This is a genomic window from Nocardioides nanhaiensis, from assembly GCF_039542785.1.
GTDB classification, from domain to species: Bacteria; Actinomycetota; Actinomycetes; order Propionibacteriales; family Nocardioidaceae; genus Nocardioides; species Nocardioides nanhaiensis.
On record NZ_BAABIM010000005.1, the window covers coordinates 1 to 18,725 of the forward strand.

Annotated in this window: 20 protein-coding genes; 11 read left to right on the forward strand and 9 right to left on the reverse strand. The window is 72.1% G+C overall.

The genetic code is table 11. The features are described from left to right. Nucleotides 1-308 precede the first annotated feature (308 nt). Complete coding sequence (locus ABD948_RS19680; protein ID WP_345272557.1) at nucleotides 309-560, reverse strand: WhiB family transcriptional regulator; 252 nt, start codon at nucleotides 558-560, stop codon at nucleotides 309-311. Between the two features lie 268 nt (nucleotides 561-828). Here ABD948_RS19680 and ABD948_RS19685 point away from each other — a divergent pair, with 268 nt between their 5' ends. After that, the gene (locus tag ABD948_RS19685) at nucleotides 829-1,206 is read left to right on the forward strand and encodes a hypothetical protein (RefSeq protein ID WP_345271201.1); all 378 of its coding nucleotides are present in this window, start codon (nucleotides 829-831) and stop codon (nucleotides 1,204-1,206) included. Between the two features lie 16 nt (nucleotides 1,207-1,222). Here the strand turns inward: ABD948_RS19685 and ABD948_RS19690 are convergent, their stop codons facing one another. The 3 genes from ABD948_RS19690 to sodN all read right to left on the reverse strand — a co-directional run bounded on the left by ABD948_RS19690 (nucleotide 1,223) and on the right by sodN (nucleotide 3,091). Further along, a complete protein-coding gene (locus tag ABD948_RS19690; protein ID WP_345271206.1) occupies nucleotides 1,223-2,035 on the reverse strand; it encodes an RNA polymerase sigma factor SigF in 813 nt (270 codons plus the stop codon). A 4-nt stretch (nucleotides 2,036-2,039) separates the two neighbouring features. Then, a complete protein-coding gene (locus tag ABD948_RS19695; RefSeq protein ID WP_345271211.1) occupies nucleotides 2,040-2,507 on the reverse strand; it encodes an ATP-binding protein in 468 nt (155 codons plus the stop codon). 182 nt (nucleotides 2,508-2,689) lie between these two features. Then, on the reverse strand, nucleotides 2,690-3,091 hold the full coding sequence (gene sodN / locus ABD948_RS19700; protein WP_345271217.1) for a superoxide dismutase, Ni: 402 nt from the start codon (nucleotides 3,089-3,091) through the stop codon (nucleotides 2,690-2,692). 143 nt (nucleotides 3,092-3,234) lie between these two features. On the opposite strand from sodN, the gene ABD948_RS19705 reads away from it, so the two are divergent. The 4 genes from ABD948_RS19705 (at nucleotide 3,235) to ABD948_RS19720 (ending at nucleotide 6,523) form a co-directional block, all read left to right on the forward strand. After that, on the forward strand, nucleotides 3,235-3,573 hold the full coding sequence (locus tag ABD948_RS19705; protein WP_345271224.1) for a S24/S26 family peptidase: 339 nt from the start codon (nucleotides 3,235-3,237) through the stop codon (nucleotides 3,571-3,573). Nucleotides 3,574-3,683: 110 nt separating this feature from the next. Continuing rightward, the gene (locus ABD948_RS19710) at nucleotides 3,684-4,799 is read left to right on the forward strand and encodes an NAD(P)-dependent malic enzyme (protein WP_345272561.1); all 1,116 of its coding nucleotides are present in this window, start codon (nucleotides 3,684-3,686) and stop codon (nucleotides 4,797-4,799) included. Between the two features lie 33 nt (nucleotides 4,800-4,832). Then, complete coding sequence (locus ABD948_RS19715; RefSeq protein ID WP_345271229.1) at nucleotides 4,833-5,801, forward strand: zinc-binding dehydrogenase; 969 nt, start codon at nucleotides 4,833-4,835, stop codon at nucleotides 5,799-5,801. After that, nucleotides 5,798-6,523, forward strand: coding sequence for an SDR family oxidoreductase (locus ABD948_RS19720; protein WP_345271234.1), 726 nt, complete (start codon nucleotides 5,798-5,800; stop codon nucleotides 6,521-6,523). The genes ABD948_RS19715 and ABD948_RS19720 overlap by 4 nt, the downstream gene beginning before the upstream one ends. Nucleotides 6,524-6,536: 13 nt before the next feature. Here the strand turns inward: ABD948_RS19720 and ABD948_RS19725 are convergent, their stop codons facing one another. Continuing rightward, on the reverse strand, nucleotides 6,537-7,166 hold the full coding sequence (locus tag ABD948_RS19725) for a TetR family transcriptional regulator (protein WP_345271238.1): 630 nt from the start codon (nucleotides 7,164-7,166) through the stop codon (nucleotides 6,537-6,539). 145 nt (nucleotides 7,167-7,311) lie between these two features. On the opposite strand from ABD948_RS19725, the gene ABD948_RS19730 reads away from it, so the two are divergent. The 3 genes from ABD948_RS19730 to ABD948_RS19740 all read left to right on the forward strand — a co-directional run bounded on the left by ABD948_RS19730 (nucleotide 7,312) and on the right by ABD948_RS19740 (nucleotide 9,839). Next, nucleotides 7,312-8,412, forward strand: coding sequence for a ferredoxin reductase (locus tag ABD948_RS19730; RefSeq protein WP_345271242.1), 1,101 nt, complete (start codon nucleotides 7,312-7,314; stop codon nucleotides 8,410-8,412). An 87-nt stretch (nucleotides 8,413-8,499) separates the two neighbouring features. Then, the gene (locus ABD948_RS19735) at nucleotides 8,500-9,609 is read left to right on the forward strand and encodes a fatty acid desaturase family protein (protein WP_345271247.1); all 1,110 of its coding nucleotides are present in this window, start codon (nucleotides 8,500-8,502) and stop codon (nucleotides 9,607-9,609) included. A 23-nt stretch (nucleotides 9,610-9,632) separates the two neighbouring features. Further along, entirely contained in the window at nucleotides 9,633-9,839 is a 207-nt protein-coding gene (locus tag ABD948_RS19740) for a hypothetical protein (protein ID WP_345271251.1), read from the forward strand. Nucleotides 9,840-10,030: 191 nt separating this feature from the next. Here ABD948_RS19740 and ABD948_RS19745 read toward each other — a convergent pair whose 3' ends face one another. Both ABD948_RS19745 and ABD948_RS19750 read right to left on the reverse strand, forming a co-directional pair. Then, complete coding sequence (locus tag ABD948_RS19745; protein WP_345271257.1) at nucleotides 10,031-10,690, reverse strand: acetoacetate decarboxylase family protein; 660 nt, start codon at nucleotides 10,688-10,690, stop codon at nucleotides 10,031-10,033. Between the two features lie 5 nt (nucleotides 10,691-10,695). Next, nucleotides 10,696-11,433, reverse strand: a complete 738-nt coding sequence (locus ABD948_RS19750) for a hypothetical protein (RefSeq protein ID WP_345271262.1) — start codon at nucleotides 11,431-11,433, stop codon at nucleotides 10,696-10,698. Between the two features lie 110 nt (nucleotides 11,434-11,543). On the opposite strand from ABD948_RS19750, the gene ABD948_RS19755 reads away from it, so the two are divergent. Beyond that, nucleotides 11,544-12,683 (forward strand): SGNH/GDSL hydrolase family protein, encoded by a 1,140-nt coding sequence (locus ABD948_RS19755; RefSeq protein ID WP_345271265.1) that lies wholly within the window; start codon nucleotides 11,544-11,546, stop codon nucleotides 12,681-12,683. A gap of 60 nt (nucleotides 12,684-12,743) precedes the next feature. Here ABD948_RS19755 and ABD948_RS19760 read toward each other — a convergent pair whose 3' ends face one another. Both ABD948_RS19760 and ABD948_RS19765 read right to left on the reverse strand, forming a co-directional pair. Next, nucleotides 12,744-12,920, reverse strand: coding sequence for a DUF6104 family protein (locus ABD948_RS19760; protein ID WP_345271269.1), 177 nt, complete (start codon nucleotides 12,918-12,920; stop codon nucleotides 12,744-12,746). Between the two features lie 37 nt (nucleotides 12,921-12,957). Continuing rightward, the gene (locus ABD948_RS19765; protein ID WP_425576647.1) at nucleotides 12,958-16,812 is read right to left on the reverse strand and encodes a multifunctional oxoglutarate decarboxylase/oxoglutarate dehydrogenase thiamine pyrophosphate-binding subunit/dihydrolipoyllysine-residue succinyltransferase subunit; all 3,855 of its coding nucleotides are present in this window, start codon (nucleotides 16,810-16,812) and stop codon (nucleotides 12,958-12,960) included. A 319-nt stretch (nucleotides 16,813-17,131) separates the two neighbouring features. Here ABD948_RS19765 and ABD948_RS19770 point away from each other — a divergent pair, with 319 nt between their 5' ends. Together ABD948_RS19770 and ABD948_RS19775 are read left to right on the forward strand one after the other, a co-directional pair. Next, nucleotides 17,132-17,731 carry a hypothetical protein gene (locus tag ABD948_RS19770; RefSeq protein ID WP_345271273.1) on the forward strand — a complete coding sequence of 200 codons (600 nt, stop codon included), beginning with the start codon at nucleotides 17,132-17,134 and terminating at the stop codon, nucleotides 17,729-17,731. Next, complete coding sequence (locus tag ABD948_RS19775) at nucleotides 17,728-18,660, forward strand: LCP family protein (RefSeq protein ID WP_345271281.1); 933 nt, start codon at nucleotides 17,728-17,730, stop codon at nucleotides 18,658-18,660. The genes ABD948_RS19770 and ABD948_RS19775 overlap by 4 nt, the downstream gene beginning before the upstream one ends. Nucleotides 18,661-18,725: the final 65 nt, after the last annotated feature.

The following is an 18,725-nucleotide window of genomic DNA, read 5'->3' on the forward strand; positions in this document are numbered from 1 at the left end:
CTTCGTGGAAAGGGAAGAGATGACCTTCCAGGTCGGGCGGACAAAACAGTGATGAGACTGTGCAGACCAAGGTCCTATGAGGTCACACCCGCCCGGCCTGGTCATCAGATCGAGCACCCGGTCCAGGGGCCGACAGGTCCCGCTTGAGGACAACCACCAGGGGCGTCAGTTTCGACTTAAGTCAGACCCCTGGACCAGGTACCTACATCCTCACTGTTTCGACTCGCTCCCCACGAGCTCGCGGGCTCGCTCGTGTCGCTCGCTCAACCACCGACGCGTGAGGAACTACTCGCTGCGCTCGCAGTCCCTCATGCAGTCCGGATGCGGGCGCGGGCGTTGCGGCGCTTGAGCGCGCGGCGCTCGTCCTCGCTGAGGCCTCCCCAGACACCGTGGTCCTGTCCCGCCTCGAGAGCCCACGCGAGACACTGCTCGCGCACGTCGCATCGTCGGCACACCTGCTTGGCCTCCTCGATCTGGAGGATGGCCGGTCCGGTGTTGCCGATGGGGAAGAACAGCTCCGGATCCTCGTCGAGGCATGCGGAACGGTGGCGCCAATCCATGGGTGAGTGGCTCTCTCTCATCTCAAGAACGTGCAGGCAGGGGTGCTCAGGCCTGCGGGCGCGCGTGTACGTCGGAGTGTGAACGTTTTCACGAGCGCGTCCACCAGACTCGCAACATATCGCGCGGGTATCAAGGGTCAACGATGGTTTCCTGGGTCACAACCAGACCACCGGCCACCGTGTTCCCCTCCCGACGGCGACCCATGCACCCCTCGACGACCCCTCCGGCCGGCCCTGGGAGCACGACGGCGCCGGTAGGCTCGCCGTCGTGTCCGGCCACCAGGAGACCCCCGCCCCGCTCGTCGTGACCGCCTCGCTGGTCGCCCTCGAGGGGCTGGCCCTGCTCGGGATCGCGGTGGTGGAGCTGGCCGACCTCACCGGCGACCGGGTCTCGCTCGGCATCTCGGTGGCGGTGTTCTTCATCGTCTACGGCGCGCTGCTGCTGGTGGCCGGCCTGGCACTGGTGCGCCGCGCACCCTGGGCCCGGGGACCTGCACTGATGAGCCAGCTCATCGCCCTGGGCGTCGCCTGGTACCTGCGCGACGCCCCCCTTCCTGCGGCCGTCGTGGCCGTGACCGCGGTGGTCGCCATCGCCGGCATCGTGCATCCCGCGAGCATCGAGGCACTCGAGTCCGAGGCGGGCTGACCCGCGTCCTCTCGCCTCAGTCCTCGGCCTCGAGCGAGGTGCGCAGCTGGGTCAGGGTGCGGTTGAGCAGGCGGGAGACGTGCATCTGCGAGACCCCGATCTCCTCGGCGATCTGCGACTGCGTCATGTTCTTGAAGAAGCGCAGCAGCAGGATCCGCTTCTCCCGCGGGTCGAGCTGGTCCAGCAGGGGCTTGATCGACTCGCGGATCTCGACGTTGGCCAGGCCCTCGTCGTCGACGCCGATGACGTCGAGCATGCTCCCGGGACCGTCGTCGGAGTCGTCCGAGGAGGCGTCCAGGGAGAGTGTCGAGTAGGCGTTGCTGGACTCCATCCCCTCGACGATCTCCTCCACCGTGCAGCCGATGCGCTCGGCCAGCTCGCGCGGAGTGGGGGAGCGGCCCAGCGACTGGGTGAGCTCCGCGGTGGCGCTGCCGATCTGCATGCGCAGCTCCTGCAGCCGCCGCGGCACGCGGATCGCCCAGCCCTTGTCACGGAAGTGGCGCTTGATCTCGCCGATGATCGTGGGCGTGGCGTAGGTCGAGAACTCCACGCCACGCTCGGAGTCGAAGCGGTCCACCGCCTTGATCAGCCCGATGGTGCCCACCTGCACGAGGTCCTCGTAGGGCTCGCCGCGGTTGCGGAAGCGGCGTGCGCAGTGCTCGACCAGCGGCAGGTGCAGGGTCACCAGCGAATCGCGGGCCTGCTCGCGGGTCGCGGTGCCGGCGTCGGCGTCGTGCAGGACGCCGAAGAACCGACCGCTGCGGTGGCGGGTCAGCTCGATGCCGGTGAGGCCCTGCTCACCCGTGTCCTCGTCCTGGCCGGGGTCCACCACGTCAGGCTCCGGCGCCCGTCGCAGGGTCGTGCGCAGGGGAGAGCGAGGAGGTCATCGTCATGGTCACGGTGTAGCGGCCGCCGGAGGTGTCGATGTCGGCGTCGGCCGCCAGCGTGGTGAGCACCTGCCAGGCGAAGCTCTGCAGGTCGGGCACCGCCCCGGCGGAGGCGACGCTCACGCTCAGCACCATCCGGCCCGGGGCGAGGTGGCAGGTGCACACCAGGTCCGAGCCGGGGTCAGCCTGCTCGAGCACCATGGCGTTGGCCTCGGCCACGGCCATCCGCAGGTCCTCGATGTCGTCGATGGTGAAGTCCAGGCGCGCGGCCAGCGCCGCGGTGGTGGTGCGCAGCACGGCGGCATAGGCGCCCTCCGCGGGCAGCCGCACCTCGACCTGCGCGCGATCGCCGGCGGGGGAACCAGGACCGGGGAGCTGCTCGGAGCCCGCGGCGTCCTCGGGGAGTGCTGTCATCTGCTCACGACCTCCGCGTCGTGCGGACCGGCCACCCGCGCCTCGGGCGGCCCCGCGGGGCCGACCCTATGCCACGCGCGACCGGCAGGACCGGTGCGACCGGCACCGACGACGGACGCCGCCCACCTGCTGGCCATCGAGTGGCAGCGGGTGGACGGCGTCCGGGTGTCTCAGGTGGGCGGTCAGCCCTTCTTGGTCTCCCAGAAGATCTCGGCGATCTCGTCGATCTTCGCGAGCAGCTCGTCGGCCTTGGCGGCGTCGAGCTCACCCTTGGTGCCGCTGGCGCCGGCCAGCTTGGTGGCCTCGTTGACCAGCTGGTGCAGCTGCGGGTACTTCTCGAAGTGCGGGGGCTTGAAGTAGTCGGTCCACAGCACCCACAGGTGGTGCTTGACCAGCTCGGAGCGCTGCTCCTTGATGACGATGGCGCGGGTGCGGAAGTCCGGGTCGTCGTTGTCGGCGACCTTGGCGATGATGCCCTTGATCGACTCGGCCTCGATGCGGGCCTGGGCGGGGTCGTAGACGCCGCAGGGCAGGTCGCAGTGGGCCGAGACCTCGACGGTGGGAGCGAACAGGCGCGCGAACATGCGGTTCTCCTCGGTTGCACGGGTGGGACGCAGATGGGACGGGAGCCTGCGCGGGGCAGGTGTCCGTCGGTGACACTACTCCGCATGCGGTACCCCCTGGGGCCAGGTCCCATCCGACTCCGGACGCCCTCGGACGGCGGCGCGTGACCCGCCGGCTCGGCCTCGCCCGGGTGAGCGGGGAGTCGATGGGTCCGGTGCTGCGGCCCGGCGACCGGTTGCTGGTGCTGCACGGGCAGCGGCCCCGGCCCGGACAGGTGGTGGTGGCGCGCTTCGCCGACGGGACGTTGGCGCTCAAGCGTGCCGTCGAGCCGCGCCCCACGGCCTCGGGGGAACCGGGCTGGTGGCTGCTCAGCGACGACGCCGCCCGCGGCGTGGACTCCCGCCACCGCGGCCCGGTGCCCGAGCGGGAGGTGCACGCCGTGGCGCTGGCACGGCTGTGGCCCCGGCCCCGCCTGCTGCGCCCGCTGTGGAAGGATGCCTGACCGTGCCCGAGACCGCCCCCGAGCCCGAGCTGGCCCCCGTCGTCGACGCCGAGGAGGCCGCGCACCCCCGCGCCGGCGAGCCGGTCTTCGACCTGCACGTCGGCGGCAAGATGCAGACCCTCGCCACGGTGCCGCTGACCGGCGCCGACGACCTCTCGCTGGCCTACACCCCCGGCGTCGCGCAGGTGTGCGAGGCGATCGCCGCGGACCCCTCGCTCAGTCGGCACTACACCTGGGTGCCCAACACCGTCGCGGTCGTCACCGACGGCACCGCGGTGCTCGGTCTCGGGGACATCGGTCCCGCGGCCGCCATGCCGGTGATGGAGGGCAAGTGCGTGCTGTTCAAGCAGTTCGGCGGCGTCGACGGCGTCCCGATCTGCCTCGACACCACCGACACCGAGGAGATCATCGAGACCGTGGCGCGCCTGGCGCCCAGCTTCGGCGGCATCAACCTCGAGGACATCTCCGCGCCGCGCTGCTTCGAGATCGAGGAGCGGCTCAAGGAGCGTCTCGACATCCCGGTCTTCCACGACGACCAGCACGGCACCGCCGTCGTCGCCCTGGCGGCGCTCGAGAACGCCCTGCGCCTCACCGGCCGCTCCTACGCCGAGACCCGCGTGGTGATCAGTGGCGCGGGCGCGGCGGGTGTCGCGATCGCCAAGATCCTGCTCGAGGCCGGCATCGAGGACATCGCGGTCACCGACCGCAAGGGCGTGGTGCACTCGGGTCGATCGGACCTGACGCCGGTGAAGCGCGCGCTGGCCGAGCTGACCGCCGACCGCACCGGACGCTCCGGGTCGCTGGCCGAGGCGCTGGACGGCGCCGACGTCTACCTCGGCGTCTCCGGCGGCACCGTGCCCGAGGAGGACGTCGCCCGGATGGCGCCGGAGGCGATCATCTTCGCGATGGCCAACCCCACGCCCGAGGTGCACCCCGACCTGGCGCACCGCTACGCCCGGGTCGTGGCCACCGGCCGCTCGGACTTCCCCAACCAGATCAACAACGTGCTGGCCTTCCCCGGCATCTTCCGTGGTGCCTTCGACGTCGGCGCCACCGCCATCACCGAGGGCATGAAGCTGGCCGCGGCCCGGGCCCTGGCCGACCTCGTCGGCGACGACCTCTCGGAGGCGTACGTGATCCCCTCGCCGTTCGACGCACGCGTGGGTCCCGCGGTGGCGACCGCCGTCGCCGAGGCGGCGCGTGCGGAGGGTGTGGCCCGCCGCTGACGCAGCCGTCGGTGCGGTCGGTAGGTTCGCCCCATGGAAGCTGTCTACGTCACGTCCTTCTCCGCCGACGAGCCCCTCTCCGGGCTGGTGGTCGGTGACCGCCCCGAGCCCGAGGTGCCCGAGGGGTGGACCACCGTCACCGTCAAGGCGGCCTCGCTCAACCACCACGACCTGTTCTCGCTGCGGGGCGTGGGGCTGAAGGAGGAGCAGCTGCCGATGATCCTCGGCACCGACGCCGCCGGCCTCGACGAGGACGGCAACGAGGTCGTGGTGCACGGCGTCATCAGCGACCCCGCCTGGCGCGGCGACGAGACCTTCGACCCGCGCCGCTCGCTGCTGAGCGAGCGCTACCAGGGCACGATGGCCGAGCGGGTCGCGGTGCCGCGCGCCAACCTGGTGCCCAAGCCCTCCTCCCTCTCCTTCGCGGAGGCCGCCTGCCTGCCCACCGCCTGGCTGACCGCCTACCGGATGCTGTTCACCCGCGGCGACCTCAAGGCCGGTGACACCGTGCTGGTGCAGGGTGCCGGTGGCGGCGTCGCCACGGCCCTGATCACCCTGGCCCGTGCGGCCGGCCTGCAGGTGCTCGCCACCTCGCGCGACGAGGCCAAGCGGGCGCGGGCGCTCGAGATCGGCGCCCACGAGGCCTTCGAGTCCGGTGCGCGCCTCCCGGTCAAGGTCGACGCCGTCATGGAGACCGTCGGTCGCGCCACCTGGTCGCACTCCATCCGCTCGCTGCGCCCCGGCGGCAAGCTGGTCATCTCGGGCACCACCTCCGGCCCGAAGCTCGACGACGCCGAGCTGACCCGGATCTTCTTCCTGCAGCTGAGCGTCATCGGCTCCACGATGGGCACGCGCGACGAGCTGGCCTCGCTGGTGACCATGCTCGACGCCACGGGCACGCGCCCGCTGGTCGACCGCACCGTGCCGATGGCGCAGGCGGCCGAGGGCTTCGAGGCGATGGCCGGAGGCGACCTGTTCGGCAAGATCGTCTTCACCCGGTGACCCGCGCCGCCGGCACCGGGGCCGGGGAGCAGCGCCCGCGCACCCACCTGCTCACCGGTGCCGGCTCCGGCATCGGGGCCGAGCTGGCCCGGAGCCTGCACGCGCGCGGCGACCACCTGGTCCTGCTCGCGCGCAGCCAGGCCCGCGCCACCGAGCTGGCCGACACCTTCCCCGGTGCCTTCACGGTGGTGGCGGACCTGGCCCACCCGGACTCCCTCGAGCTGCCCGACCTGGACCCGCTCGACTCGGTGCTGCACGTGGCGGGCGTCGTCGACCTGGCGCCCGTGGCGGAGCAGACCACGGCCCAGCTGCGCGAGCACGTCGACGTGAACCTGGTGGCGCCGGCGGTGCTCACCCGCCTCACGCTGCCGCAGGTGCGCGCCGCCCGCGGCACCTACGTGTTCGTCAACTCCTCCGCCGGCCTGGACGCCAAGCCCGCCTGGTCGGCGTACGCCGCCTCCAAGTTCGGCCTGCGCGGCTTCGCCGACTCCCTGCGCGGCGAGGAGGTCGAGCACGGCGTGCGGGTCACGACGGTCTTCCCCAGCCGCACCGCCACGCCGATGCAGGAGAAGGTGCACGAGCAGGAGGGGCGCACCTACGACCCCGCGCAGTGGATCGACCCCGGCGTGGTCGCCGAGACCGTGCTGCACGTGCTCGACCTGCCTCCCGGTGCCACGATCCCCGAGGTCACGCTTCGACCCGTCAAGCCGTTCGGCGGGTAGGCCGCTCGGCTCGTCAGCTCGACCGTGAACGCCAGTTGAGGGCGCCCACCAGCACCATCCGCAGCTGGGTGCGCGCGGTCTCGGCGATGGCCTTCTCGTGCGAGGCGGGTGCGTTGAGCAGCGCCTCCGCGGTGGAGACCATCGCCCCGACGATCAGCTTGGAGAGGCTGCGCAGGTCCTCGGCCGACCACGGGTCGGTGCCCGGCAGCTGGTCGAGGTCGGTGGCCAGCTCGCGCTCGAAGAGCTCGATCTGACGGCGGATCTCCTCGCGGACCGAGAGCGGCCCCGCGGCCCGCTCGCGCACGATGAAGGCGAAGTGCTGGTGCTGGCCGCGCACGTGCTCGACCAGGACGTCGACCGAGCGGTCCACGATGGCGGCGAACGTGGGGTCCCCGCGCCGGACGTCGCGCAGCATGGCGCGCAGCGAGACGAACGACTCGTCGACCAGGGCCAGACCCAGCGCCTCGATGGAGTCGAAGTGCCGGTAGAAGGCGGTGGGCACCACGCCCACCTGCTTGGCCACCTGGCGCAGCGAGAGGGCGACGAGGCTGGAGTCCTCGCACAGGTCGAGGGCGGCGTCGAGGATGGCCCGGCGGGTGCGCTCCTTGCGCTCGCCCCGCGTCTCGCCCGTCGCCGCCGTCATGAGAGCCATCCTAGTGACCGCTATCTCGCCTCGATCGGTGGACGTGTGTCCACCATTACGCCACGTCGCTCTTGACCGGGACACAGCGTCCCGGGCACAGTTTCGGTGTACAGACGTACACCATTGCGACCGACAGGAGTCACGCATGAGCCTCACGGCACCGCTCGCCGGCCTCGGCCAGAGCGTCCTGCGCTCGCGGGCCCTCGCCGCGCTGACCTCCCCGCACGGCGTCGACCGCTACCTCGAGCAGATCAACCCGATGTGGGCCGCCACCGAGGTCCGCGCCCGGATCGTCGACATCCACCGTGAGGTGGACGTGCCCGGGCACCCGCCCGTGGCCACCCTCACCCTGCAGCCCACCTCCACCTGGCGCGGCCACCGCGCCGGCCAGCACGTGCAGCTCGGCGTCGAGGTCGAGGGCGCGCGGCGCACCACCCGCGTGTTCACCATCTCCAGCCCCGACTCGCGCCCCGGCGACCGCTTCCAGGTGACGATGCGCGCCAACCCCGACGGCGTCGTCTCCCGCTGGCTGGTCGAGAGGGCCACGCCCGGCACCACCGTTCACCTCTCGCAGGCCCAGGGCGAGTTCGTGCTGCCCGACCGGATGCCCGAGCACGTGCTGTTCATCTCCGGTGGCTCCGGCATCACCCCGGTGATGTCGATGCTGCGCTCGCTGCAGCGTCGCACCCACCGCGGCCGGGTGACGTTCCTGCACTACGCCCAGAGCCCCGAGCACCAGATCTTCGCCGAGGAGCTCGCCGAGACGGCGCGTACCGGCCACGGCGTCGACCTGCACCTGATGCACCCCGAGCTCGGCGACCCGAACCTCTCGCCGGCCTTTCTCGAGCGGCTCGTGCCCGGCTACCGGGAGGTGCCCACCTGGGCGTGCGGCCCGGCACCGCTGATCGAGGGAGTGCAGGCCGCCTACGACGGCTCCGAGTCGTTGCAGATCGAGTACTTCAAGCCGCCGCGACGGGCCTCGGCCGACGACGCCGAGGGCGCCGTCTCCTTCACCCGTTCCGGCAAGGAGGCGCCCAACACGGGCGCGAGCCTGCTGGAGCAGGCCGAGGCGCTCGGGCTCAAGCCCGAGTCCGGCTGCCGCATGGGCATCTGCTTCTCCTGCGTGGCCACCAAGACCGACGGCACCGTGCGCAACGTCCTCACCGGCGAGGAGAGCTCCTTGCCGGACGAGGAGATCCGCGTGTGCGTCAGCTCGCCCGTGGGCGACTGCTCCGTCGAGCTCTGACCCGCCGGCGCACAGTCCGCACACCTCCGACCACCCGAATCCACCCGACACCGCCCACCACGCTTGTCGACGAAGGGAGCACCACCGATGCCCACCCCGACCCGTCCCCGCCTCACCCCCGAGCAGATGGAGCAGTTCGGCGACGAGATGGACGCCATCCGCCAGCGCGTGATGGCCGACCTCGGCGAGGCCGACGCCACCTACATCCGCAAGATCGTCAAGGCCCAGCGCGGCTTCGAGGTCGCCGGCCGCGCGCTCTTCTACCTGCCTCCGGCCTGGCCGCTCGCCGTGGCCGCGCTGAGCGTCTCCAAGATCCTCGACAACATGGAGATCGGCCACAACGTCATGCACGGCCAGTACGACTGGATGGGCGACCCCGGTCTCAACTCGCGCATGTACGAGTGGGACAACGTCTGCCCCAGCGAGCAGTGGAAGTACAGCCACAACTACATCCACCACACCTTCACCAACGTCCTGGGCAAGGACCGCGACATCGGCTACGGGATCCTGCGGATGGACGAGGACCAGAAGTGGCACCCCTACTACCTGGGCAACCCCGTCTACGCGTTCCTGCTGATGATGTTCTTCGAGTGGGGCGTGGCCATGCACGACCTCGAGGTCGAGAACATCGTGGCCGGCAAGCGCAAGATCGAGGAGAACAAGGCCCTCCACGCCGGCATCATGCGCAAGGTCAAGCGCCAGGCGCTGAAGGACTACCTGCTCTTCCCGGCGCTCACCGGCCCGCTGTTCCCCATGACCCTCGCGGGCAACGCCGTCGCCAACCTGGTGCGCAACGTGTGGGCGTTCAACATCATCTTCTGCGGCCACTTCCCGGCCGGCGCCGAGACCTTCACCGCCGAGGAGTGCGAGAACGAGACCCGCGGACACTGGTACTACCGCCAGCTGCTCGGGTCGGCCAACATCACCGGCGGCCCGCTCTTCCACATCCTGAGCGGCAACCTCAGCCACCAGATCGAGCACCACCTGTTCCCCGACATCCCGGCCCGGCGCTACCCGGAGCTGTCGGCGGAGGTCCAGGAGATCTGCGAGCGCTACGGCCTGCAGTACAACACCGGCCGCCTCTCCAAGCAGCTGTTCAGCGTCGCGAAGAAGATCTGCCGCCTCGCGCTGCCCGACCGCAAGGCCGACGCCCCCGTCGACCGGGCCGGCGTGACCGAGGACGCGTTGGCAGCCTGACCTCGACGGGGGAGGATGACCCCATGCCCGATCACCTTTCCCGTTCGGAGATCACCAAGGACGCCGTCCAGGCGAGCGTCCAGGCCGCCGCCGGCACCGTCGGCGACGTCGTCGGGATCGTCACCCGAGCCGTCGCCGACGTCGCCGGTGCCGTCGGCGGTCTCGCCACCGAGGTGTTCGAGATCCGTGAGGCCGCCCGCAAGGCGGGTCGGGAGCACGGCGAGGACTGAACCTCGTCGGGTGCCGGCTCGGTGGTGCCGGCTTCGTCGGCTCGGCCTCGTCCCTCGGCCGTGCCTCCCGCGCCTGGACTGCTGACCGGGCTGCGGGGATCTCGACGCGCCGCTCGCGCGTTCCCGGGCTCACGCGCGAGGGCTTGCTCGATCTCGTTCGGGTGTGACGGGGAGGCGCGAGCGCCTCCCCCTCACCCGAACGACATCCGGAAGGCGTGCATGCGGGCCGAGGCGAGCTGTCGCGCCCCGCGGAGGAAGCCCAGCGGTCCGTCGGGGGCGAAGTCCCACGAGGCACGGCAGGGCAGGGTGCGGGCCGACCCCTTCATCGTCGCGCGCCGCTCCTGCCCGTCGGTGTCGTCGATGCCCGGCTGCCAGGTGTGACCGGTGAAGGGCAGCCGCGGCGCCAGGCGGGAGACGTCGGAGAACCGCGCCTCGGCGACCGGGCGGCGCTCGATGCTCGCCGACCACGCCGCGCGGCCCAGCGGGCCGGACCAGGTGGACTCGAGGTCGAAGTCGGCCAGGCCCTTGGGGATCGCCCAGAGCTCGCGTCCTCCCGCCACCGAGGCGGGGGAGTCGACCCAGATGTCGGTGATGCTCACGCGCCGGCCCCGACCGCCGGCGGGATCGGCGACCGGACGCGCCACCAGCAGCTCGCGGTAGGTCAGCGGGCTGCCCTCCTCGTAGGAGACGAAGGCGGCACCGTAGATGCCGGCCGGACGCAGGTCGTCGACGGCGTGGGCGACCTTGAACAGGGTCAGCCACAGCGAGCCGACCATCGGCCACGGCGCCGGCGGGTAGGTGGTGCTCTCCGGCCCGGGCGTCGTCCCGGGGGCCTGCGCGTGCTCGGTCATGCCGGTCAGGGTAGTGCTGGTGGCGCCGGGGCGGGAGGCGTCCCACCAGTCACCAGGTCGCCGCCGAGGTCGTCACCGACCTCCTGGATCTCCTCCGCCAGCGCTGCCGGCAGGTCCGCCAGCGACTGCGCCGCCGGACGCCGCGGTACCAGTGCCGCCATCGCCTGGTCGATCGCCCGCGAGACGTCGATGGTGCGCGCCGCCATCACGTAGGGCTTGGTCACCTCGCGCGCCACGTAGCGGGCCACGAACCGCCGCAGCTCGCCCTCGACGTTGGCGGCGTGCTTGGTGACCGAGGCGCGCAGACCGCGCGCCTCCAGGCGGCAGCCCACCTGGTGGGCGTGCGGCGGCTGCACGTCGAGATCGATGGCGAGGTCGGCGCGGGCGTGCGCGACGACGAGCAGCGGCACGGTGAGCTCCGCGTCGAAGCGGTGCCGGTCGACGCCGAGGTCGAGGGTGAAGCGCAGCGACACCGGCAGCCGCACGCGGAAGGTGGCGGGCTCGTGCGCGACCCGCTCGCCGGTCGCCTCGCCGATGCTGCCACGGGCGGTCACCTTGACCACCCGCCCCGGGCCCACCCCCATCGGGCCCACCTCGACCGGCTGCCCCGCCAGCACGTTGATGCCGCCGACCACCCGGTCGGCCGAGACGGCGGCGCGGAAGAACTCCTCGCCCCAGGCGGCATAGCTGACCGTGGGCGGCGCGGACGTGGCAGCGGGGTCGTCGGACGTGACCGGAGGCACGTCTCGCAATCTAGCGCCTCCCGTAGGATCGGGGGGTGCATCGTCACCGGGCCTCTCGGGGCCGGTTCTGGGGGTGGGGACTCGGGGGTGCTCGGGGCCCTGCCCTGGTCGTGCTCCCCGCAGCCGTGGTGCTGGTCGTGCTGGTGGGCCTGCTCGGCGCCGCCCAGCACGGGCGTGAGGCCGTGGCGCCGCGGGCCACTCCGCAGGCGGCCATGAGCCGGGTGGACGGCGACGTCGACCAGGCCACCTGCCGCCTCCTGGGCCGGGTCTGGGGCGACGGTGGCTGCCGGCGCGACCGCTGCCTGCGCGCGGTCGACACCGTCCGCCCCGCCGCGAACGCGGAGGTGTGCCTGCGCGGGGGACCGGGCGGAGCCCAGTACGGCAATCCCGTGCCCGAGGCGACCTGTCGCGCGCTGCACCGACGCTTCCTGCCGGAGGTCAACCTGTGCGCCGCGGTGGCCGACCGCAGCCGCCCCCTCGTGCGGCGGGCCGCGCCCTGCGTGGCCCCGCGCACCACCTACGTGGTGCACAGCGAGCGCGAGGGCGACTGGGACGAGTGCGTGGCGCCGCAGGTGGCCAACCGCCTGGAGCGGCTGGCACTGCGCTCCGGCACGCCCGTCGGCGCCTACATCGCCCTGCGGTCGCGCAACCTGTGCGCGCTGCGCCCGGGCTTCGAGTTCCGTGCCGGTCAGTGTCGCGCGACGCCCGCAGGCGGCGCGGCCCGTGCCGCGGTCGGCGCGACGCCGCAGGGCGTGCTGCTGCTGGGTGACTCCGTCGCCTGGCGGGCCGCCGACGAGCTCGGTGCTCTGCGCCCCGCCTGGCGGGTCGACGCCGTCCCCGGCCGGTTGGTGCAGGCACTGCCAGGCCGTCTGGCCCGTCAGCTGCGCACGGGCGGTGTCCCGTCGACGCTCGTGGTCGCCCTCGGCACCAATCCCGGCCACCACTGGGTCCTGGACGACTACCTGGACGCCGTCGCGGTGCTGCCGGAGTCCACGCGGATCGTGTGGGTCCTGCCGCACCGCGAGACGCAGCAGACGGCCACCAACACCGCCTACGCGATCGCGGAGGTGAGCCGGGTGCAGCGCGCGATGGCGGGCGCCGCTGCCGCGCGTCCCGGATCGTGCCTCGCCGAGTGGGGCGACGAAGTGGCCCGCAGCCCGGAGCTGCTGGTCGACGGCGTGCACCCGACCCGCGAGGGTGAGCAGGTCTGGGCCCAGCTGGTCACCCGCGCCGTCGACAGCTGCGCCTGACTCCTCAGCGGGGGTCCCGGCGGGGTCGGGGTCAGGGGAGCAACGGCCGCGGGCCCGACGTCAGAGGTCGTCGTCCTCCGGCCGGGCCAGCCACGTCGCGAGCCGCTCCACCGCGGTCTCGAACTCCGGGTGGACGTCGACGAAGGCCTGCAGCTGGTCGGCGACCCACGCCAGGGTGACCTCCTCGTCACCCCGGCGCTTCTCGAGCTCCTCGATGCCGCGGTCGGTGAAGTACACGGTCGCTGCCCTGGTCAGTCGTGGGGTCGTCGTCGGGTCAGTCGCCGAAGGCCTCGGCGATGAGCGCCTTCTGCTCCTCGGTGTGGCGCTTGGCGGTGCCGACCGAGGGGGAGGAGCTCGCGGCGCGGGTCACCGGCGTCACCTGCGCGTCGACGTGCGGCCACACGTCGAGGGCGTAGGTGGGCCAGGGGCCCATGTTGCGGGGCTCGTCCTGCACCCAGCGCACCGACTTCAGGTGGGGGTAGCGGGCGATCTCCTCGCGGATCGCGTCCAGCGGCTGCGGGTAGAGCTGCTCGACGCGTCCGATGGCGAAGCGCTCGCCGTCCTCGCGCTTGGACCGCTCGACCATCAGGTCCCAGGTGACCCGGCCCGAGCAGAGCAGCAGGGTGTCGACCTTGTCCTGGTCGGCGGCGTCGTCGCCGATGAAGGGGCGGAAGGTGCCGGAGGTGAAGTCCTCGGGCTTCGAGGCGGCCTCCTTGCGCTTGAGCATCGACTTGGGCGTGAAGACCACCATCGGCCGGTGCCGCTCGCTGAGCGAGTGCTGGCGCAGCAGGTGGAAGTAGGAGGCGGGCGTGGAGGGCTGGGCCACCACGAACGCCTCGTCCGCACCCATCATCAAGAAGCGCTCGATGCGCGCCGAGGAGTGGTCGGGGCCCTGGCCCTCGTAGCCGTGCGGCAGCAGCAGGACGACGCCGGACTGCTGGCGCCACTTGGTCTCACCGGCGGTGATGAACTCGTCGATGACCGTCTGGGCTCCGTTGACGAAGTCGCCGAACTGCGCCTCCCACAGCACCAGCGCCTCGGGCCGGGCCACCGAGTAGCCGTACTCGAAGCCCAGCGCCGCGTACTCGGAGAGCAGCGAGTCGTAGACGTGGAACTTGGCCTGGTCCTCGGTCAGCGAGCTCAGAGGCGTCCACTCGTCGGCGTTGCGCCGGTCGATGATCGTCGCGAAGCGCTGCACGAACGTGCCGCGGCGCGAGTCCTGGCCGGCCAGGCGCACCGGGCGGCCGTCCATCAGCAGCGAGCCGAAGGCGAGGATCTCGCCGGTGCCCCAGTCGATGGGACCGTCGGTGATCGCGGTGGCGCGACGCTGCAGCTGCGGCATCACCTTGGGGTGCACGGTGAACCCCTCGGGGGGAGTCACGTAGGCGTCGGAGATGCGCTTGAGCACCTCGCGGCTGATCGCGGTGTCGGTGTCGATCGCGGGCTTGTCCGGGTAGTCCGGGACCGTGGTCCAGTCCGAGGGCTGCGAGCTGGCCTCGCGCACCTCGGTGAAGACCCGCTCCAGCTGCTGCTGGTAGTCGCGCAGGACCTGCTCGGCCTCCTCGATCGTGATGTCGCCACGACCGATCAGGGACTCGGTGTAGAGCTTGCGCACCGAGCGCTTCTGCTCGATCAGGTCGTACATCAGCGGCTGGGTGTAGGAGGGGTCGTCGCCCTCGTTGTGCCCGCGGCGGCGGTAGCACACCAGGTCGATGACGACGTCCTTGTTGAACGTCTGGCGGTACTCGAAGGCCAGCCGCGCGACGCGGATGCACGCCTCGGGGTCGTCGCCGTTGACGTGGAAGATGGGTGCCTGCACCATTCGGGCCACGTCGGTGCAGTAGAGCGAGGAGCGCGAGCTGCCCGGCGAGGTGGTGAACCCGACCTGGTTGTTGACGACCAGGTGGATGGTGCCGCCGGTGCGGTAGCCGCGCAGCTGGCTGAGGTTGAGCGTCTCGGCCACGACGCCCTGGCCGGCGAAGGCGGCGTCGCCGTGCACCAGCAGCGGCAGCACGGGGAAGTCGACGCCGCCACGGTCCAGCACGTCCTGCTTGGCGCGGGCGATGCCCTCGAGCACGGGGTCGACGGCCTCGAGGTGCGAGGGGTTGGCGGCCACGGAGACCTTGATGGTGTCGCCGGTGCCGGCGGAGAACTCGCCCTCGGCGCCCAGGTGGTACTTCACGTCGCCGGAGCCCTGCACGGTGCGGGGGTCGATGTTGCCCTCGAACTCGCGGAAGATCTGGCTGTACTTCTTGCCCACGATGTTGGCGAGCACGTTGAGGCGGCCGCGGTGGGCCATGCCGATGGTGACCTCGTCGAGGTCGGCCTCCGCCGCGGCCTCGCAGATCTCGTCGATCACCGGGACGGTGGTCTCGCCACCCTCGAGGCTGAAGCGCTTCTGACCCACGAACTTGGTCTGCAGGAAGGTCTCGAAGGCCTCGGCCTGGTTGAGCTTGAGCAGGATGCGCAGCTGCTCCTCGCGGGGCGGCTTGGTGTGCGGCTGCTCGACGCGCTCCTGGATCCACCGGCGCTGCTCGGGGTCCATGATGTGCATGTACTCGATGCCGGTGGTGCGGCAGTAGGAGTCGCGCAGGATCCCCAGGATCTGGCGCAGCTTCATGAACCGGCGACCCTCGCCGCCGAAGGAGCCGGTGGCGAACTCGCGGTCGAGGTCCCACAGGGTCAGCCCGTGGCTCTCCACCTCGAGGTCGGGGTGGGTGCGCTGGCGGTACTCCAGCGGGTCGGTGTCGGCCATCATGTGGCCGCGCACGCGGTAGGCGTGGATGAGCTCGAGGATCCGCGCCTGCTTGCTGATCTCGTCGTCGTGGGAGGTGGCGATGTCGGCCGACCAGCGGATCGGCTCGTAGGGGATGCGCAGCGAGCGGAAGACGTCGTCGTAGAAGTCGTCGCCGCCGAGCAGCAGCTGGTGCATCCGCTTGAGGAACTCACCGGACTGCGCGCCCTGGATCACGCGGTGGTCGTAGGTGGAGGTCAGCGTCATGACCTTGCTGATGGCGTTGCGGGCGATGGCCTCCTCCGAGGCGCCCTGCCACTCCGGCGGGTACTCCATGGCCCCGACGCCGATGATGGCGCCCTGACCCTTCATCAGCCGCGGCACCGAGTGCACGGTGCCGATGCCGCCGGGGTTGGTGAGCGAGATCGAGGTGCCCTGGAAGTCGGTGACGGCGAGCTTGCCGTCGCGGCTCTTGCGCACGATGTCCTCGTAGGCGGTCCAGAACGCCGCGAAGTCCATGCTCTCGGCGGCCTTGATGCTCGGCACGAGCAGCTGGCGGGTGCCGTCGGACTTCTTGACGTCGATGGCCAGCCCGAGGTTGACGTGGGCGGGGGTGATCAGGTTCGGCTTGCCGTCGACGACGTCGAAGCCGACGTTCATCTCCGGCATGGAGACCAGGGCGCGCACCAGCGCGTAGCCGATCAGGTGGGTGAAGGAGACCTTGCCGCCCCGGGCGCGGGCGAGGTGGTTGTTGATGACGGTGCGGTTGTCCCACAGCAGCTTGACCGGCACCGAGCGCACCGAGGTCGCGGTGGGGACGGTCAGCGACTCGTCCATGTTCTTGGCCGTGCGCGCCGGGGCGCCGCGCAGCACCGTGAGCGTGGGCTCGTCGGAGGCCGCCGCCGGCTCCGGAGGACGTGACTCCTTGGGCATCGGGGAGCTGGTCCCCTTGGCGGGCTCGGCGGCCTTGGACGCCGGGCGCGGGGTGGCCTGCGGGGCCGGCTCGGACTTCTTCTCGGCCGACGCCGGCGCGGGCTTCTTCTCCGCTGGCTTCGCGGCGGGCTTCTCGGCCGCCTTCGCGGGAGCCTTCTCGGCCGCCTTCTCGGCAGTCTTCTCGGACGGCTTCACAGGAGCCCGCTCGGGGGCCTTCTGGGGCCGGCCGTTGCCGGACCCGTTGCTGCCGGCCTGCTCCTGCTGGCCGTGCTGGCCGTTCTCACCGCCCTGGTGGTCACGGAAGAACCGCGCCCACTCCTCGCCCACGCTCTGCGGGTCGGCGTCGAAGCGCTCGCGCATCTCCTCGACGAGCCACTCGTTGGCGCCGAAGTCGGCGCCGGAGGGCTCCAGGGAGCCCGAGGTGGAGGTGCTGGTGGACTGGCTGCCTGACGACTGCGGCACGACGTGCTTCGCCTCTTCCGATGAGTGCGCGGGTGGTGATGAGCAACATGCTGACCGGCGCGTGGGCGGGGAGCGGAGCGGCACCACGGGCGGACAGACCCAGGCTAGTCCCTCGCCGAGGCAAATACCCGGGTGAGGGGGCGGTTTCGGGCACGCTGGTGCACGCAGGCAGGGTGTGCCACTGCTCGATGGCCGGTGGTGACCCCGCTCGCCGGCCCTGACCAGCCAGGACGTGACCAGGAGAGCCCCCCGGATGAGACCCCCGGAACGACCGATACGACCACTGCGCACACAACGACCGCTGCGGGTCGCGCGCGTCGTGGCCGCCGTCACGTCGGTGCTCGCGGCCGTGGTGCTGCTGGCCGGCTGCTCCGGCGGGGCCGAGGAGTCGGGTGGCCCCGAGACCCCCGCCACCTCGGCCCCCGCCGAGACCGGGCCCCCTCCGCTGACGACCCGGGCGGAGCTGGCCAGCGTCGTCGGGCGGCTGCCCGCCGCCGACCGCGACCGCCTGCAGGAGCGGGTCGTCGCCGTCGTCGACGACTGGATCGACGCGGCGTTCACCGAGGGCGAGTACCCGCGGGCAGCCGACGAGGTGCTCGACGGCGCGTTCGCGGGATTCACGCCCGTGGCGCGCGAGCGGGCGCTGCGCGACCGCGCCCTGATGAGCAACGCCGACCTCGCCGACCGGCTCGACGGCGTGCGCGCCACCCGGCGGCAGGTGCGCCTGGACGTCCTCGCGGTGCGCGGCCGCGCCGTCGGCGTCACCGCGCGCACCGTGCTCGAGCTGCAGCTGAGCGGCCAGGTGCAGCGCCGCGACCGGGTGAGCGCCGACCTGTTCCTCACCTACGTCCCCGGCGCGGACGGTGCGAGCGGTGGCTGGCGCGTCTTCGGCTACGACGTGGCGCGGGGGCGGGCATGAGCGCGGGGCAGGCGCCAGGCACGCTGGCGCGGGTGCGACGCCTGGTGACGCTGGCGGTGGTGCTCACGGTCAGTGCGCTGCTGGTGCCCGACGCCGCGCCCCGCCCGCCCCAGGTGGCGCTGGTGCAGGTCGACCGCGCCGCGGGCGTGGACCCGGCCGCCGGTGCCGACGAGGTGGTGTGGATCCTCGCGGTCGGCTCCGACGCCCGTCCGGGCGAGGACATGCTGCGGGTGCGCGGCGACGCGCTCCAGCTGGTGGGCCTGCACACCCGCACCGGTGCCGCGACGACGATCGGCATCCCCCGCGACTCCTACGTCTCGATCCCGGGCTACGGCTCGGACCGGATCAACGCCGCGCTGTTCTACGGCGGCCCGCGCACGATGGGCGACGCCGTGGGCGAGCTCGTGGGCATCCGGCCCGACTACGTGATGGTCACCCGCTTCCCGCTGTTCGAGGACCTCGTCGACGACATCGGGGGCATCACCGTCCGCAACCCGCGGGCCTTCCGCGACTCCGACCTCAAGCCGCTGGGCTTCGAGGCCGGCCGGATCCGGCTCGACGGCTACGGCGCGATGGCGTTCGCCCGCATCCGCAAGGAGCTGCCCGGCGGCGACTTCGACCGCTCGGCCAACCAGCAGATCGTGCTGCGCGGCATCCGTGACGCGATCGCGGCCCGCAGCGACGAGCCCGGCTTCATCGCGCGCGGCGTGCAGAGCGTGCTGCGCAACCTGAGCACCGACCTCCCCCCGGGTGAGCTCTTCCGGCTGGCGCAGACGGTGGCGCAGGTCGACCCCACGAAGATCACCGGGTGCGTGCTGCAGGGCGGGATCGGCGACATCAACGGCGCCAGCGTGGTGATCCCCGACGTCGCCGCGGCCCGGCGCTACGGCGAAGACGCGCGCCGCGACGCGGTCATCTCCCGGTGCTGAACCTGCCGCCGGACCTGCCGCCGGGCCCGGTGATACCGGATCAGCGTGCCTGCTGAACTAGAGTC

What these genes read in the sequence shown, in the direction of transcription:
- sodN (WP_345271217.1), bottom strand. Translation starts at nt 3,091, where the DNA reads ATGTTCGCGCGCCTGTTCGCTCCCACCGTCGAGGTCTCGGCCCACTGC.
- ABD948_RS19775 (WP_345271281.1), top strand. Translation starts at nt 17,728, where the DNA reads ATGAGCGCGGGGCAGGCGCCAGGCACGCTGGCGCGGGTGCGACGCCTG.
- ABD948_RS19745 (WP_345271257.1), bottom strand. Translation starts at nt 10,690, where the DNA reads ATGACCGAGCACGCGCAGGCCCCCGGGACGACGCCCGGGCCGGAGAGC.
- ABD948_RS19715 (WP_345271229.1), top strand. Translation starts at nt 4,833, where the DNA reads ATGGAAGCTGTCTACGTCACGTCCTTCTCCGCCGACGAGCCCCTCTCC.
- ABD948_RS19735 (WP_345271247.1), top strand. Translation starts at nt 8,500, where the DNA reads ATGCCCACCCCGACCCGTCCCCGCCTCACCCCCGAGCAGATGGAGCAG.
- ABD948_RS19680 (WP_345272557.1), bottom strand. Translation starts at nt 560, where the DNA reads ATGGATTGGCGCCACCGTTCCGCATGCCTCGACGAGGATCCGGAGCTG.
- ABD948_RS19730 (WP_345271242.1), top strand. Translation starts at nt 7,312, where the DNA reads ATGAGCCTCACGGCACCGCTCGCCGGCCTCGGCCAGAGCGTCCTGCGC.
- ABD948_RS19710 (WP_345272561.1), top strand. Translation starts at nt 3,684, where the DNA reads ATGCAGACCCTCGCCACGGTGCCGCTGACCGGCGCCGACGACCTCTCG.
- ABD948_RS19695 (WP_345271211.1), bottom strand. Translation starts at nt 2,507, where the DNA reads ATGACAGCACTCCCCGAGGACGCCGCGGGCTCCGAGCAGCTCCCCGGT.
- ABD948_RS19740 (WP_345271251.1), top strand. Translation starts at nt 9,633, where the DNA reads ATGCCCGATCACCTTTCCCGTTCGGAGATCACCAAGGACGCCGTCCAG.
- ABD948_RS19725 (WP_345271238.1), bottom strand. Translation starts at nt 7,166, where the DNA reads ATGACGGCGGCGACGGGCGAGACGCGGGGCGAGCGCAAGGAGCGCACC.